Here is a 14,841-nt window from a genome sequence, read left to right as displayed (position 1 = left end):
AGCTCTTTTTGAAATTGACCTTCGTCTACCAAGAGTTCTTATTGCACCCTATATGTCATTCCCGCAAAAGCGGGAATCCAGTAAAACAGACAAAAAACAAGTTTTTTATCTGTTTAAATGACCTATCTTTCTTAACTTGAAGTTACTTCAAGTTTTACGTTAAGACATAAAGATCTAAATTCTTTTATCATAACATTAAATGATTCAGGAATGCCTGATTCAAAATTATTTTCACCGCGTACTATAGAATCATAAGTTTTGATCCTACCGTTTACATCATCCGACTTAACTGTTAACATTTCCTGTAACGTATAAGCTGCACCGTAAGCTTGTAATGCCCAGCATTCCATTTCCCCGAAACGCTGTCCGCCGAAATGAGACTTACCTCCAAGCGGTTGCTGCGTTACTAAGCTATAAGGTCCTATAGAACGGGAGTGAATTTTATTATCAACTAAATGATGCAATTTCAACAAATATTTCTGCCCTACGGTTACCAGACGGTCAAAATATTCACCGGTTCTACCGTCAATTAATTTCACTTGTCCTGAAGGGTCTTGACCGGCAAGCTTTAGCATATCTTTAACATCCTGAACTTTTGCTCCGTCAAATACAGGAGTTGCAAAATGTACGCCTTTACTTACTTTCTTACAAAAAGAAATAATCTCTTCTTCTGGTCTTTCAAGTATAGAATTAATATTTTCTCCATACAGTTCAATTAAGAATTTCTTAATCTGCTCAATACCTATATGTTTATTTTTATATTCCTTTACTAAGGTAGATATTTTTTTTGCTAAATTTATTGATGCCCACCCAAGATGCGTTTCTAAAATCTGTCCTATATTCATACGGGACGGGAGCCCTAGAGGGTTAAGAACGATATCTACCACAGTTCCATCTTCTAAAAACGGCATATCTTCTTCAGGTACGATACGTGAAATAACACCTTTATTTCCGTGTCTTCCTGCCATTTTATCCCCGGGTTGTAATTTATGCTTAGTTGCAATAAATACTTTTACTACTTTTAAAGCTCCCTGAGGTAAATCATCACCACTTTGCAATTTCTCTACCTTAGTAGCAAATCTTTTATAAAGCGCCCCTTTTTTCTCATCATAATGAGTCTTTATCTGCTCTATTTCATTCATTACATTTGCATCTTCCACAGTAATCTGCCAAAATTGCCCTTTAGATAAGCCTTTTAGCATTTCAGTAGTAATAGTTTGTCCTACTTTTACTTGCTTAGGACCGTTAATAATTACCTGCCCTACTAAAAGCTTTTCAAGCCAATTAAACACAAAATACTCAATAATTTCTAATTCATCGTCTCTGTCTTTTGCTAATTTTTCAATTTGTTGTTTTTCAATAGCAATAGCTCGCTGGTCTTTTTCTACACCTCTACGAGAAAATACCCTTACTTCTACTACAGTTCCGCTAACTCCGGAAGGTACATGCAGCGATGAATCTTTTACGTCAAAAGCTTTTTCCCCAAAAATAGCACGTAGTAGTTTCTCTTCAGGAGTAATAGGCGATTCACTTTTCGGTGTTACTTTTCCGACTAAAATATCACCGGCTTTTACTTCTGCACCTATATAAATTATTCCGACCTCATCAAGATGACGCAATGCTTCTTCACTTACATTCGGTATATCACGAGTAATTTCTTCAGGACCAAGGCGTGTATCTCTAGCTATTACTTCAAACTCTTCAATATGAATAGATGTAAATACATCCTCTTTTACTATACGTTCGGATATTAAAATGGAATCTTCAAAATTATAACCGTTCCAAGGTAAGAAAGCTACAAGCACGTTTCTACCTAAAGCAATTTCACCGTTATCCGTACTAGGACCGTCAGCTATAATATCGTTTTTCTTAACGTAATGACCGACCTTAACTAAAGGCTTTTGATTTATACAAGTATTATGATTAGATTTTTGGAATTTTAGTAAGTTATAAATATCAACCGAAGGAGCACCGTCAACTTTTTGTTCTAGAGTTCTAATCACGATTCTATTTGAATCTACCTGCTCAACAATACCGTCATGTAATGCAAGCACTGACGCTCCGGAATCTTTAGCTACTACCCCTTCAACTCCGGTACCTACAAAAGGTGCATCCGTTTTAATTAAAGGAACGGCTTGTCTTTGCATGTTTGAACCCATCAAAGCACGGTTAGCATCATCGTTTTCTAAGAAAGGTATAAGAGAAGCCGCAACCGATACTACCTGCATAGGAGTCACATCAATGAAATCTACCTCATACGGTTCTACCATTACAAAATTACCGCCTTCAACACGGCAATTAATAAACTCTCCTTGCAGCTTTCCGTCTTTATTAACTTTAGAATTTGCTTGTCCGATTTTGTATTTACCTTCTTCAATAGCAGAAAGATATACCACTTCATCGGTTACATATCCATCTTTAACTCTTCTATACGGACTCTCTATAAAACCGTGTTTATTTATTCTAGCATAAGTAGCCATAGAGTTAATTAACCCGATATTCTGACCTTCAGGTGTTTCAATAGGACAAATACGACCGTAATGAGTCGGATGTACGTCACGCACCTCAAAACCTGCTCGATCTCGACTAAGACCTCCGGGACCGAGTGCTGACAGCCTTCTTTTATGAGTTATTTCTGATAATGGATTGGTTTGATCCATAAATTGGGATAATTGGGAGGTACTAAAAAATTCTTTTACTACTGAAACTAAAAGTTTTGAATTTACTAAATCATGAGGCATTACGGTATCAACATCACCTGCCGACATCCTTTCAATTACAGATTTTTCCATTCGGACTAAACCTATTCTAAATTGATTTTCTATCAATTCACCTACCGATCTAACCCTTCTATTACCTAAATGATCAATATCGTCTATGATACCTTTACCGTCTTTAAGCTCTACTAAAACTCTTACGATATTTTTAATATCATCAATTGTTAAAACTGTAACTTCTTCAGAAATATTCAATTCTAACCTAGAATTCATTTTTATTCGCCCAACTTCTGAAAGATCATATCTTTCTGCATCAAAGAATAAATTATAAAACAGACTTTCAGCCGCTTCGATATTAGCAGGCTCGCCTGGTCTTAGAACTCTGAAAATATCACATAATGCTGCCTCACGATCCTGATTTTTATCAGCAAATAAGGTGTTCCTTATATATGGACCGGATTGAGGATTGATTACTAATACGTTAACATTTTTAATTTTAAGATCATTAATAACATTTAGCATATCAGCAGTAATCATTTCACCGATTTTTGCTAATACTTCATCGCTTGCAGGATCTCTTAAATCTTCGGATAGATATTTGCCGATTAAAGTTTCATGAGCTACTAAAATATTACTAAGCCCTTCCCCAAAATATTTTTTAGCCAAACGCGGAGTAATTTTTTGTCCTGCTTTCAGTAGAATATTTCCGGTATCTGCATCTACTAAATCACTTGTTAAACGATGAGCAGTAATATGCTGAGGTATAAATTTAACCGCCCAACCTTTATTTTTAACAAGCTTATAAGTTACTGAATTATAATAAAATTTTATAATTTCTTCAGTACTCATACCTATAGCTCTAAGCAAAGTAGTAGTATAAAGCTTTCTTTTTCTATCAATCCTGAAATAAATAATATCCTTAGCGTCGAATTCTAAATCAAGCCAAGACCCTCTATATGGAATAACACGAGCAGAATATAAAAGCTTGCCGGAAGAGTGGACTTTTCCTTCATCATGATAAAAGAATACACCAGGTGAGCGATGCATTTGTGATACAACTACTCTTTCCGTACCGTTGATAATAAAAGTACCGTTTTTAGTCATTAATGGGATATCACCCATATATACTTCTTGCTCTTTAATCCCTTTAATTTCTCTAGTACCAGTACCCTCATCTATATCCCAAATACTTAATCTTAAAGTAACTTTAAGAGGAGCAGCATAACTTAAACTTCTTTGACTGCACTCTGCTACATCATATTTTGGAGTCTCGAATTCATATTTTACAAATTCTAAATTAGCAATATTGGAGGAATCTGAAATAGGAAAAATTGAGTTTAATATAGATTGTAAACCTTTGTTTTTTCTTTCAGAATCTTTAATATTTAACTGTAGAAAGTTTTTCTCATATGAATTTTTTTGAATTTCAATCAAATTTGGTATATCTGCTACTAAATTTATGTGACCGAAATTTTTTCTTATTCTTCTATTATGTGACAAGGGTTGTGCTTCTATATTATCCCTTAATGAAACCATATAATCTCCTGACTGATAAAATTACTGCCCGTATTGCAGTGATTAGGCCCTATACACTTTTAATAGAATAATCATAATTATGGCTCTTTTTAGCTGTAAATCATAAGATTTTTTTGAAATAGTAATAAACTCTTCTCTCAAAAATCTTATTAATTTTCGTTTAAAAATCTCTCCTAATTATAATCATTAATCAAAAGTATTCAGAACCTAGGTTCTGTATATAAAATTTAAATTATTTATATTTTAAACAGTAAAGTTTTTATTGGAATAGATACCTATTTCAATACAATGCTTATAATTTGCAGAAAAATAAAATATACTGCTTTAAATTTTTTTACATAGAACTTAAATTAAAGAAACCTAGTAAGTTTCTTATTTAGATCTTGTGTAGGCTCTACGAACATTTCCAAAAAGATTTGATTTTGGTTGTTTGTTGTAACAAATTATAATATTTTTTTAAAATAGGTAGCTATTCCTTCAAACATCTTAGTAATTTTTGCTCAAAATCAATTATAAAATTATTTTAATCAATAAGATTTTTAATGTAATAGCTTTATCCTATTTCAAAACAACAACTTAAACTAGCTTTAAATTAACTTCTTAAAATCCAAAAAGCCTTATTTTAGTAATTAAATTTGAATAAGGCTTTTTGGATTTTAAGAAGTTAATTTAAAGCTATAAAATATTTTATCTGTAATGTAAAAACATTAGGCCCTGTAAAAAAATTAATCTACACTTAGTTGTTTGTAATTGAAAATTATAAGATTTTTTTTGAAATACAACTGCTTCAACAAGAATCTTATTAATTTTTACTTAAAAATATCTAAAATACGAATAATGCAACTTTTCTTTACAGAACCCTGTGCAGAAATAATTATTTTAATTCAACTTTTGCTCCGGCAGCTTCTAACTTATCTTTGATTTCGTCTGCTTCTGCTTTTTTCACATTGCTTTTAATCGGCTTTGGAACTGCATCAACTAATTTCTTAGCTTCAATTAAACCAAGACCTGTGATATCTTTCACAACTTTAATTACTTCAACTTTCTTGTCACCAGCAGCTATTAAAACTACTTCAAACTCAGTTTTTTCAGCTACTGCTTCAACCGCAGGAGCTGCTGCACCGGCAGCTGCTACAGCTACAGGAGCTGCTGCAGATACACCCCATTTTTCTTCTAGCATTTTCACAAGCTCAGCTGCTTGCATTAATGTTAATGATGATAATTGTTCTTCAATTTTAGCTAAATCTGCCATAATTTTTTCCTTTTTACTTTTTTTATATTGAGAGATTACTACATCAGGTATTTTAAAGTTAATTAAATTATTTATTTGCTTCAAATTATAATACTTTTTTAAAATAAGAATAATACCCTAAAACCTTATTAATTGTCACTATAAAAGCTCTTTAATTATCAATTAAAATACCTGATGCAGTACCCTTTAAATTAATTTTTACCAGCATGTGCTTGTATTACTCTCGCCATACTCGAAGGCGGGGCTTGTAAAACACCTACAACCTTAGTAGCCAGTGCTTGTAATAACCCAACAATTTTACCCCTAAGCTCATTAAGTGCAGGCAGCTTAGAAAGTTCTTTTATTGAATGTTCATCTAATACGTGATTATCGACTATCCCACCGATAATCTTAAGATTATCATTAGCCTTAGCAAAATTAACTACTAATTTTGCCATCTCAACCGGTTCTTTAGAATAAACAATAGCAGTAGGACCCACAAATAAATTAGCAATACTATCGAGCCCTGTTTGATTTGCAGCTATTTTTGCTAAAGTATTTTTAACTACTTTAAAACCTGCTTCTTTAGATTTAAGTGATTCTCTAAACGAACTCACTTGACTAACGGTTAACCCGTGATAATGAGTAATAATTATAGAAGGCGATTCTTTATAAATATTTACAATATCCTCTACTGCTACCAGTTTTTCTGATCTTAACACCTTTTAATTCTCCTTTTATAATACAGTTTAATATATTTAAACTGATACAAATGCTTAAAATAACAAAATTTTTTTATTATTACTATACACTACCGTTAAACAACTATAAAAATTATGCTATACTAGTTAAATCTATTTGTACCGATGCTCCCATAGTAGAAGATAAATACATTGCTTTTAAATAACTTCCTTTTAATCCGGCAGGTTTTGCTTTAATTACTGCCTCAATAAACGCATTTAAATTTTTTAATAAATCTTGGTCTGAAAAAGATAATTTCCCAAGCCCTGCATGAATTATACCTGCTTTCTCTGCTCTATATTCTACCTGACCGCTTTTAGCATTTTTAATAGCATTTTTAATATCTAAAGTTACGGTACCAAGTTTAGGGTTAGGCATTAAACCTTTTGGTCCTAAAATTCTTGCAACTGAACCTATAGCTGCCATCATATCGGGAGTAGCTATACATACATCAAAATTAATTTTTCCTACTTTAATTTCATCAATAATATTTGTTGAACCTACTAAATCTGCTCCGGCATTTTTAGCTTCTTCTTCTCTTTCTTCTTTACAAACAACGGCGACTCTTACGGTTTTACCTGTACCGGCAGGTAAATTAACTACACCACGCACCATTTGATCGGAATGCCTAGGATCAATTCCAAGCTTCATAACTATTTCTAAGGTTGGGTCAAATTTAACATATGATGCTGATTTTAATCGTCCAACTGCATTTGTTAAATTATATAAAGTATCTGATTTTACTTTTTCTCTAGCTTCTCTTATCTTTTTACCGCCGCTAATTTTTACAGCAACATCTTTCTTATTTGACATAATAATTAATTCCCTACTACTTCAAGTCCCATAGATGCAGCACTACCACAAATAACTTTTGTTGCTGCTTTAATATTTTTTGTATTTAAATCAGGCATTTTTAACTTTGCAATTTCACGACAATCATCCATAGTAACTTTACCTACTACGGCTTCTTTTTTAGTAGCACTAGAACCTTTTGTAATTTTAGCATACTTCTTTAAAAAGTAAGAAGCAGGAGGAGTTTTTATTTTAAAAGAAAAACTACTATCTTCATAAACGGTAATTACAGTTGGCAGAGGTATTCCTTTTTCCATACCCTGTGTAGCATCATTAAAATCTTTACAAAATGCTGCAATATTAACTTTTCTTTGTCCTAGGGCCGGTCCTATAGGAGGTGCAGGAGTGGCTCCGACAGCCGGAATTATCAAGTTAATATAACCTTTTATTGCTTTCTGAGACATTTATAAATCTCCTTATTTTTCTCTTAAATTAATATTACTTTGTAACAACTGCATAGATCTTGCTTCTCATCATTGCGAGGACAAGCTGTAAGTTTTGACAAAACAAGGAAGAAAAAAATTCTATAAATCAGAAGTTTTTTATTATTTCTTCTAGATTGTCACAGCCTACAGCTGCTTGCAATGACGATGCATTATCCCATAACAATAACATCCTGAATATTCGTACAATACAGCTTAAGTAATTAATAAACCGTATTTAGTCCAACTTTTAATCATGTTTCTTTACTTGATTAAAATTTAGTTCTATTGGAGTTGCTTTACCAAATATTGCAACTGAAACTTTTAACCTATTTTTTTCTTGATCTATTTCTTCTACTGTACCCATGAAAGTTTCAAAAGGACCGTCTGTAACAGTTACTATTTCACCAACTTCATACAATTTAGAATTCTTTGCTTCTTTAGCTTCTGCTTCCAAATTATTAAAAATATTTTGTATTTCACTTTCTGTAAGAGCTCTTGGTGTGGTTTTGCTTCCTAAAAAGCCGGTTACTCCAGATACATTTTTTACTAAATGCCAAGATTTATCAGTCATATTCATCTTTATCAAGATATAACTCGGCATTAGTTTTTTTTCTACCTTGACATTTTTACCGCGTTTAACTTCAGAAACTTTAAAAACAGGTATTAATATATCTTCAAAAAAATCTTTCATTTTCTGTTTAGCGATTTTTCTAAGCATATCTTCTTTAATGCGTTTCTCTGCTCCTGATGCCGTATGTACTACATACCACTGCTTTACATTTTTTTCAGAAGACGGCAATATATTATTTATACTCTGTTCTGTCACCACTTATTCCTTATACTATTTGCCGATATTAAGCAAAAGCTGCATTATGTTATGTATACTATAATCAAGTACCAAACAAATTAGGCTAAAAATAAAAACTGCTACTACCACTACTAATGTTGAAGCAACAAGCTCTTTTCTAGTTGGCCAAACTACCTTATAAGTTTCTTGTTTAACTTGTTCACAAAACTTATAAATTTTATATTCTTTAAACATATTTTTGTTAGGTAATTTAATTAGACTTCTTACAAAATTCTACTTCTAGAGGCAATTGAGACAATGATCCAGCACTGGAATTCTCACATACTAGTATGTACGCTACGATTTGAGATGAAGCATTTCTTTCAAATTTCTCTCTATAAATAAATTTTGTACAAATTCTATATTTTATAGCAAAAAAGCTCTAAGCCTATAATGGCAGGAGCGACAGGTATCGAACCCGCAACCTCCGGTTTTGGAGACCGGCGCTCTACCAATTGAGCTACACTCCTATCATATCTTTAATAAAAAATCAATAAAATTTATTAAAAATATTTGTTATTATTAAAAAATTACTATAATAAACAGTACTTCTAATTTATAAGCTGCCACGGCAAAACAATATTTATTTCTGTAAGACGTGACATCCCACTCCTAAATTATTTTTTAGCTTTAATAATATCAGCTACTTGACTCGGCACTTGATCATAATGAGAGAATATCATACTAAACTGAGCTCTACCTTGAGATAAAGACCTAAGCGTATTAACATAACCAAACATTTCTGCTAAAGGAACATTCGCAGTAACTACTTGAGCATTCCCTCTTGGATCCATGCTTTGAATTTGTCCTCTACGACTATTTAAATCGCCTATAATATCACCCATATATTCATCAGGAGTGATAACTTCAACTTGCATAACCGGCTCAAGTAATTTAGGATTACCTTTCGGCATTCCTTCTCTAAATGCTGCCTTTGCAGCAATTTCAAATGCAAGTACACTAGAATCTACATCATGAAACGCACCGTCAACTAAAGTTGCTTTAAAATCAATCATAGGATAACCGGCAATAACACCGGTTTCTCTAATATTATTTAATCCTTTTTCAACACCTGGTATATATTCTTTAGGCACGGCACCGCCGATGATTTTACTTTCAAAGACAAAATTTTTATTCTTATCTTCATCTTTTAGATCTTTTACCTCTTTTAGAGGCTCAAAAATAATTTTTACACGAGCAAATTGTCCTGCACCGCCGGATTGTTTCTTATGGGTATAATCGATTTCACAAGCTTTTGTTATAGTTTCACGATATGCTACTTGAGGAGCTCCAATATTTGCTTCGACCTTAAACTCTCTTCTCATACGATCAATGATAATTTCTAAATGGAGTTCTCCCATTCCTTTTATCACTGTTTGTCCTGTTTCATAATCAGTTGACACTCTAAATGATGGATCTTCAGCTGCTAAACGAGAAAGTGCAAGGCCCATTTTTTCTTGATCGGCTGTTGATTTAGGTTCTACCGCAAGCTCAATTACTGGCTCTGGAAATTCCATTCTTTCTAAGATTACTTGCTGATCAATATCAGATAACGTATCACCTGTGGTAGTATCTTTAAGACCTGCTAAAGCTACTATATCACCTGCTGATGCTTCTTTTATATCTTCACGATTATTAGCATGCATTAATAGCATTCTACCGATTTTTTCTCTTTTATTCTTTACGGTATTAATAACAGTTGCTCCTGAAGCAATTTTACCTGAATATATTCTAATAAAAGTTAATGAACCGACAAACGGGTCATTCATAATTTTAAATGCTAAAGCTGCAAAAGGCTCAGTTACCGAAATAGGAAAATCTTTTTCTTCATCGGTACTTACTTCCATACCTTTTACTATACCTATATCAATAGGCGAAGGTAGGAAATCTACTACAGCATCAAGTAAAGGCTGTACCCCTTTATTTTTAAAAGCGCTACCGCATAAAACCGGATAAAATGCTGCTAAAATAGTACCTTTTCTGATTAATCTTTTAATCTCTTCTGCTGTTACTTCTTCACCTGATAAATATTTTTCCATAACATGATCATCTAACTCAACAACCATATCAAGTAATTTAGCACGATATTCTTCAGCTTTATCTTTCATATCGGCAGGTATATCTTCTTCAAAATACTCAGCTCCAAGTGCTTCATCTTTCCAAATCACTGCTTTCATTTTAACAAGATCAATTATACCTTTAAAATTTTCTTCAATCCCTACAGGCAACTGAATAACAAGCGGTCTTGCTCCTAAACGATCTTTGAGCATTTCAACGCATCTATAAAAATCTGCTCCCATTCTGTCCATTTTATTGACAAAACACATTCTAGGAACATTATATTTATCTGCTTGCCTCCAAACCGTTTCTGATTGCGGTTCAACACCTGCTACACCGTCAAATACTGCAACCGCACCGTCAAGAACACGAAGCGAACGCTCTACTTCAATAGTAAAGTCAACGTGTCCAGGAGTATCGATAATATTAATTATTTTATCTTGCCATCTACAAGTAGTAGCAGCTGAGGTAATGGTTATACCACGTTCTTGTTCTTGTTCCATCCAATCCATGGTAGCACCACCCTCATGAACTTCACCTATTTTATGCGATTTACCGGTATAATATAAAATACGTTCGGTAGTTGTGGTTTTACCGGCATCAATGTGAGCACATATACCGATATTACGAATATGCTCAAGTTTATTTATTTTACTCATTACCCTACCTTATCTCATTTTTTTAGGGCTAAAATGAGAGAAAGCTTTATTAGCTTCGGCCATTTTATGAGTATCTTCTTTCTTCTTAATGGCAACGCCTCTATTATTAGACGCTTCAAATAGCTCTTCGGCAAGTTTATCAACCATCATTTTTTCAGAACGTTTTGACGCAGCATTAATAATCCAACGGCTAGCAAGGGCATATCCTCTTCTTTCATCAACATGCGTTGGGACTTGATAATTAGCTCCTCCAACCCTAACTGAAGTTACTTCTAAATGCGGTTTCACGTTATGCATAGCATTATTAAAGGTTTGATATGGATTAACTCTATGCTTCTTTTCAATTTTATTAAAGGCTGAATAAACAATTTTCTCTGCAAGGGCTTTCTTCCCTTCTTTCATAACATTATTGATAAATCTTGACAGTAAAATACTGTTATATTTCATATCAGGTAAAATTACTCGCTTTTCCGCGGCATGACGACGTGACATTTTATTTTTTCTCTCTAACTAATAATTTATTTTTTTGTAACTGCAACTTGTTTACGAGGAGCACCATAACGTGACCGACCTTGCTTACGTCCTTTAACTCCGGCAATATCATAAGCACCGAGTACGATATGATATTTCACCCCCGGAAGATCAGGAACCTGACCGCCTCTTACTAACACCCTATCATGTTCCTTTACATTATGCTTTTCACCAGGAATATATGCATTTACGGTTCTTTTATTACTTAAACGCACCGTTGCAATTTTACGAAGTGCAGAGTTAGGCTTTTTAGGGGTAACGGTTTTTACAACTAGGCAAACACCACTTTTAAAAGGATTAGATTCTAAGGCAGGAGATTTGGTCTTACGAGTTTTTGACTTTCTCCCAAAACGTACTAATTGATTATATGTCGGCATTAAAAAAATACTCCAAAAAAAACTTATATATGATAATTAAAGGGCGGGGAATACTTCCACCTTTTATTTTCAATCATTTTTAAATACAAATTATAAGATTTGTAAGTTACACTAAATTTAAATTATAATTACTTTTTTCATAAAGGCAAGTATGTTTTAATTAACAATCATTTTTTTCTCAATGATTTTTGCTATAAAGCTGATTAACATCACTAAAATATAGTAACAGCACGCAGCAATGAGCATTGGAAAAAAATAATTATATGTTTCAATTGATACAACTTGTGCTCTACGCATTAAATCCATTTCTCCAAGCATAGAAATAATGGCTGATTCTTTAATCAAATTTACAAGCTCATTTACTAATGACGGGAAAATATTTTTAACTGCTTGCGGCAGAATTATATCTTTCGTTATTAAAAACTTTGGAATAGCAAGAGCTTCAGCCGCTTCAAACTGCCCTTTATCAACTGCATTAATCCCTGCCCTGATTACTTCGGAAACATATGCTCCTGAATTAAGAGAAAAAGAAATAGCTCCCGCCATAAACACACTAAATTTAATGCCTATGACATAAGGTGAAGCAAAATAAATAATACTTAATTGAATTAATAAAGGCGTTCCTCTGAAAATAGAAGTATAGAAATTCGCAAAAAGCCTTAAAGCACGATTTTTATTTACCTTACAAATAGCGAACAACATCCCTATTACTAAACCAAATATAACGGCAATAACGCTATATTTTAAAGTTACCAAAGTTCCCTCTACAATAAAAAAGATTTTTGGATAGAATTTTATTAAATACTCAAACATATTTTATATATATTTTTTTATTGTCATACCACGGCTTGACCGCGATATCTAAAAAAATAAGCATTGTTGGATCCCGCGATTAAATCGCGAGATGATATTAAAGGTTTCTAGATTCCTGCTTGCACAGGAATGACATAAGAACATTAATCAGTACACTCTCTTCACCGGCGGGACTGTTGTTACTTCATCGGTTAAAGTAGTTAAAGTCACAGGTTTATAATCAAGAACTACTTTACCTGCTTCATCGATAGAGCTAAGAGTATGCTTCATCCAACCCCCATCATTGCGATCAGGATAATCTTCACGTGCATGAGCTCCTCTGCTTTCTTTTCTTGCAGCTGCCGAATAGACCGTTACTAAAGCTTGATCAAGTAGATTATCTAGCTCTAAGGCTTCCACTAAATCGCTATTCCAAATTAAAGACTTATCGTTAATTTTTATATCTTTATAGCCGCTTCTTATTTCACTAATCATTCGTGCTCCTTCATCTAGTACCTCTTGAGTTCTAAATACCGAAGCATGGCTTTGCATAGTTCTTTGCATTTTGAGCCTTAACTCTGCAACTAAAATATTACCGTTAGCGTGGCGAACTTTATCAAATCTATTTATAATTTTTTCAAGGCTTTCTTCTTTTATAGACTTGTGGGGACTCGCAGGCTTAATAAGCTCGGCTGCTTTTAATGCAGAACTTCTACCAAATACTACTAAATCAAGCAAAGAATTTGATCCTAATCGGTTAGCACCATGTACCGATACGCAAGCCGCTTCACCGATTGCCATAAGCCCCTTTACTACGCTATTATGATTTTTACCATCTTTGATTATGACTTGACCGTGATAATTCGTCGGTATCCCGCCCATATTATAATGTACTGTAGGAAGCACCGGTATCGGCCCTTTAGTCACGTCAACATTGGCAAAAATTTTAGCCGTCTCAGAGATACCGGGCAAACGACTATGTAAAATCTCAGGCGATAAATGATTTAAATGTAAAAACACATGATCTTTATGCTTGCCAACTCCTCTTCCCTCTCTGATTTCTATAGTTATTGCTCTTGAAACTACATCTCTTGAAGCTAAATCCTTTGCAGCAGGAGCATAACGCTCCATAAAACGCTCACCGTTTGCATTAACAAGATATCCTCCTTCGCCTCTTGCTCCCTCGGTAATAAGACAGCCTGCCGAATATATCCCTGTCGGATGGAACTGTACAAATTCCATATCTTGCAGTGGAAGACCGGCTCTAATCGCCATGCCGCCCCCATCACCCGTACAAGTATGAGCAGACGTCGCCGAAAAATAAGCACGCCCGTATCCACCCGTTGCAAGCACTACATTATGCGCTCTAAAACAATGCAGACTACCGTCATCTAAATTCCACGCAACTACACCTCTACATTCACCATCTTCCATCAATAAATCAATAGCAAAATACTCAACGAAAAACTGTACTTTATGTTTTAGTGACTGTTGATATAAAGTATGAAGTATGACATGCCCTGTACGATCTGCCGCAGCACATGTACGCTGAGCTGCTTTTCCCTTGCCGTACTCTGTTGTCATTCCTCCAAAAGGACGCTGATAAATCTTCCCCTCTTTAGTTCTTGAGAAAGGTACGCCGTAATGCTCTAGCTCTAAAATCGCATCGGGAGCGTTTTTGCACATATACTCAATGGCATCCTGATCGCCTAACCAATCAGAACCTTTTACCGTATCATACATATGCCAACGCCAATCATCTTCACCCATATTCCCAAGAGCCGCACTAATTCCACCCTGAGCAGCCACAGTATGACTACGGGTTGGGAACAGCTTAGTTATACAAGCAGTATTTAGCCCTGCTTTAGCCATACCGAATGCAGAACGAAGACCTGCTCCGCCTGCACCTACAACTACTACGTCAAATTTATGATGAATGATATTATACGCTTTGGTCATTAAATTAATTTCTTACTATTTTGATACGTGAATTGTCTACCTCTGTAACCCCATGGCTTGGCCACGGGGGCCAGTAATTCAATACACAATAATGTAATGCTATAAATTGTTTTCTG

Annotated in this window: 12 protein-coding genes and 1 tRNA gene; all 13 read right to left on the bottom strand. The window is 34.1% G+C overall.

The window, feature by feature from the left end:
- Positions 1-131 precede the first annotated feature (131 nt).
- Positions 132-4,253, bottom strand: a complete 4,122-nt coding sequence (gene rpoB / locus QUD19_RS03155) for a DNA-directed RNA polymerase subunit beta (protein ID WP_498808605.1) — start codon at positions 4,251-4,253, stop codon at positions 132-134.
- A gap of 874 nt (positions 4,254-5,127) precedes the next feature.
- Positions 5,128-5,505 (bottom strand): 50S ribosomal protein L7/L12, encoded by a 378-nt coding sequence (gene rplL / locus QUD19_RS03150; RefSeq protein WP_498808661.1) that lies wholly within the window; start codon positions 5,503-5,505, stop codon positions 5,128-5,130.
- Between the two features lie 191 nt (positions 5,506-5,696).
- Positions 5,697-6,206 carry a 50S ribosomal protein L10 gene (gene rplJ, locus QUD19_RS03145; RefSeq protein WP_498808604.1) on the bottom strand — a complete coding sequence of 170 codons (510 nt, stop codon included), beginning with the start codon at positions 6,204-6,206 and terminating at the stop codon, positions 5,697-5,699.
- Between the two features lie 112 nt (positions 6,207-6,318).
- Complete coding sequence (gene rplA, locus QUD19_RS03140) at positions 6,319-7,038, bottom strand: 50S ribosomal protein L1 (RefSeq protein WP_498808602.1); 720 nt, start codon at positions 7,036-7,038, stop codon at positions 6,319-6,321.
- Positions 7,039-7,043: 5 nt separating this feature from the next.
- Complete coding sequence (gene rplK / locus QUD19_RS03135) at positions 7,044-7,481, bottom strand: 50S ribosomal protein L11 (RefSeq protein WP_498808601.1); 438 nt, start codon at positions 7,479-7,481, stop codon at positions 7,044-7,046.
- Positions 7,482-7,749: 268 nt separating this feature from the next.
- Complete coding sequence (nusG, locus tag QUD19_RS03130; RefSeq protein WP_498808600.1) at positions 7,750-8,328, bottom strand: transcription termination/antitermination protein NusG; 579 nt, start codon at positions 8,326-8,328, stop codon at positions 7,750-7,752.
- A gap of 15 nt (positions 8,329-8,343) precedes the next feature.
- Positions 8,344-8,544 carry a preprotein translocase subunit SecE gene (gene secE, locus QUD19_RS03125; RefSeq protein WP_014413185.1) on the bottom strand — a complete coding sequence of 67 codons (201 nt, stop codon included), beginning with the start codon at positions 8,542-8,544 and terminating at the stop codon, positions 8,344-8,346.
- A 199-nt stretch (positions 8,545-8,743) separates the two neighbouring features.
- A tRNA-Trp gene (locus tag QUD19_RS03120) sits at positions 8,744-8,819 on the bottom strand.
- Between the two features lie 147 nt (positions 8,820-8,966).
- A complete protein-coding gene (gene fusA, locus QUD19_RS03115) occupies positions 8,967-11,066 on the bottom strand; it encodes an elongation factor G (RefSeq protein ID WP_498808599.1) in 2,100 nt (699 codons plus the stop codon).
- A 9-nt stretch (positions 11,067-11,075) separates the two neighbouring features.
- Positions 11,076-11,558 carry a 30S ribosomal protein S7 gene (gene rpsG / locus QUD19_RS03110; protein ID WP_498808598.1) on the bottom strand — a complete coding sequence of 161 codons (483 nt, stop codon included), beginning with the start codon at positions 11,556-11,558 and terminating at the stop codon, positions 11,076-11,078.
- Between the two features lie 26 nt (positions 11,559-11,584).
- The gene (gene rpsL, locus QUD19_RS03105; RefSeq protein WP_498808597.1) at positions 11,585-11,974 is read right to left on the bottom strand and encodes a 30S ribosomal protein S12; all 390 of its coding nucleotides are present in this window, start codon (positions 11,972-11,974) and stop codon (positions 11,585-11,587) included.
- A gap of 156 nt (positions 11,975-12,130) precedes the next feature.
- Positions 12,131-12,787, bottom strand: a complete 657-nt coding sequence (locus tag QUD19_RS03100) for an amino acid ABC transporter permease (RefSeq protein ID WP_498808596.1) — start codon at positions 12,785-12,787, stop codon at positions 12,131-12,133.
- A 147-nt stretch (positions 12,788-12,934) separates the two neighbouring features.
- The gene (gene sdhA, locus QUD19_RS03095; protein WP_498808595.1) at positions 12,935-14,725 is read right to left on the bottom strand and encodes a succinate dehydrogenase flavoprotein subunit; all 1,791 of its coding nucleotides are present in this window, start codon (positions 14,723-14,725) and stop codon (positions 12,935-12,937) included.
- Between the last annotated feature and the right edge of the window lie 116 nt (positions 14,726-14,841).

This window comes from Candidatus Rickettsia kotlanii (assembly GCA_030295365.1).
GTDB lineage: Bacteria > Pseudomonadota > Alphaproteobacteria > Rickettsiales > Rickettsiaceae > Rickettsia > Rickettsia kotlanii.
The sequence above is the reverse complement of the archived record's forward strand: the minus strand, read 5'-3'. Positions and strand labels throughout refer to the sequence as shown.

What these genes read in the sequence shown, in the direction of transcription:
- rpoB (WP_498808605.1), bottom strand. Translation starts at nt 4,253, where the DNA reads ATGGTTTCATTAAGGGATAATATAGAAGCACAACCCTTGTCACATAAT.
- rpsG (WP_498808598.1), bottom strand. Translation starts at nt 11,558, where the DNA reads ATGTCACGTCGTCATGCCGCGGAAAAGCGAGTAATTTTACCTGATATG.
- sdhA (WP_498808595.1), bottom strand. Translation starts at nt 14,725, where the DNA reads ATGACCAAAGCGTATAATATCATTCATCATAAATTTGACGTAGTAGTT.
- rplL (WP_498808661.1), bottom strand. Translation starts at nt 5,505, where the DNA reads ATGGCAGATTTAGCTAAAATTGAAGAACAATTATCATCATTAACATTA.
- fusA (WP_498808599.1), bottom strand. Translation starts at nt 11,066, where the DNA reads ATGAGTAAAATAAATAAACTTGAGCATATTCGTAATATCGGTATATGT.
- rplK (WP_498808601.1), bottom strand. Translation starts at nt 7,481, where the DNA reads ATGTCTCAGAAAGCAATAAAAGGTTATATTAACTTGATAATTCCGGCT.
- rpsL (WP_498808597.1), bottom strand. Translation starts at nt 11,974, where the DNA reads ATGCCGACATATAATCAATTAGTACGTTTTGGGAGAAAGTCAAAAACT.
- secE (WP_014413185.1), bottom strand. Translation starts at nt 8,544, where the DNA reads ATGTTTAAAGAATATAAAATTTATAAGTTTTGTGAACAAGTTAAACAA.
- rplA (WP_498808602.1), bottom strand. Translation starts at nt 7,038, where the DNA reads ATGTCAAATAAGAAAGATGTTGCTGTAAAAATTAGCGGCGGTAAAAAG.
- QUD19_RS03100 (WP_498808596.1), bottom strand. Translation starts at nt 12,787, where the DNA reads ATGTTTGAGTATTTAATAAAATTCTATCCAAAAATCTTTTTTATTGTA.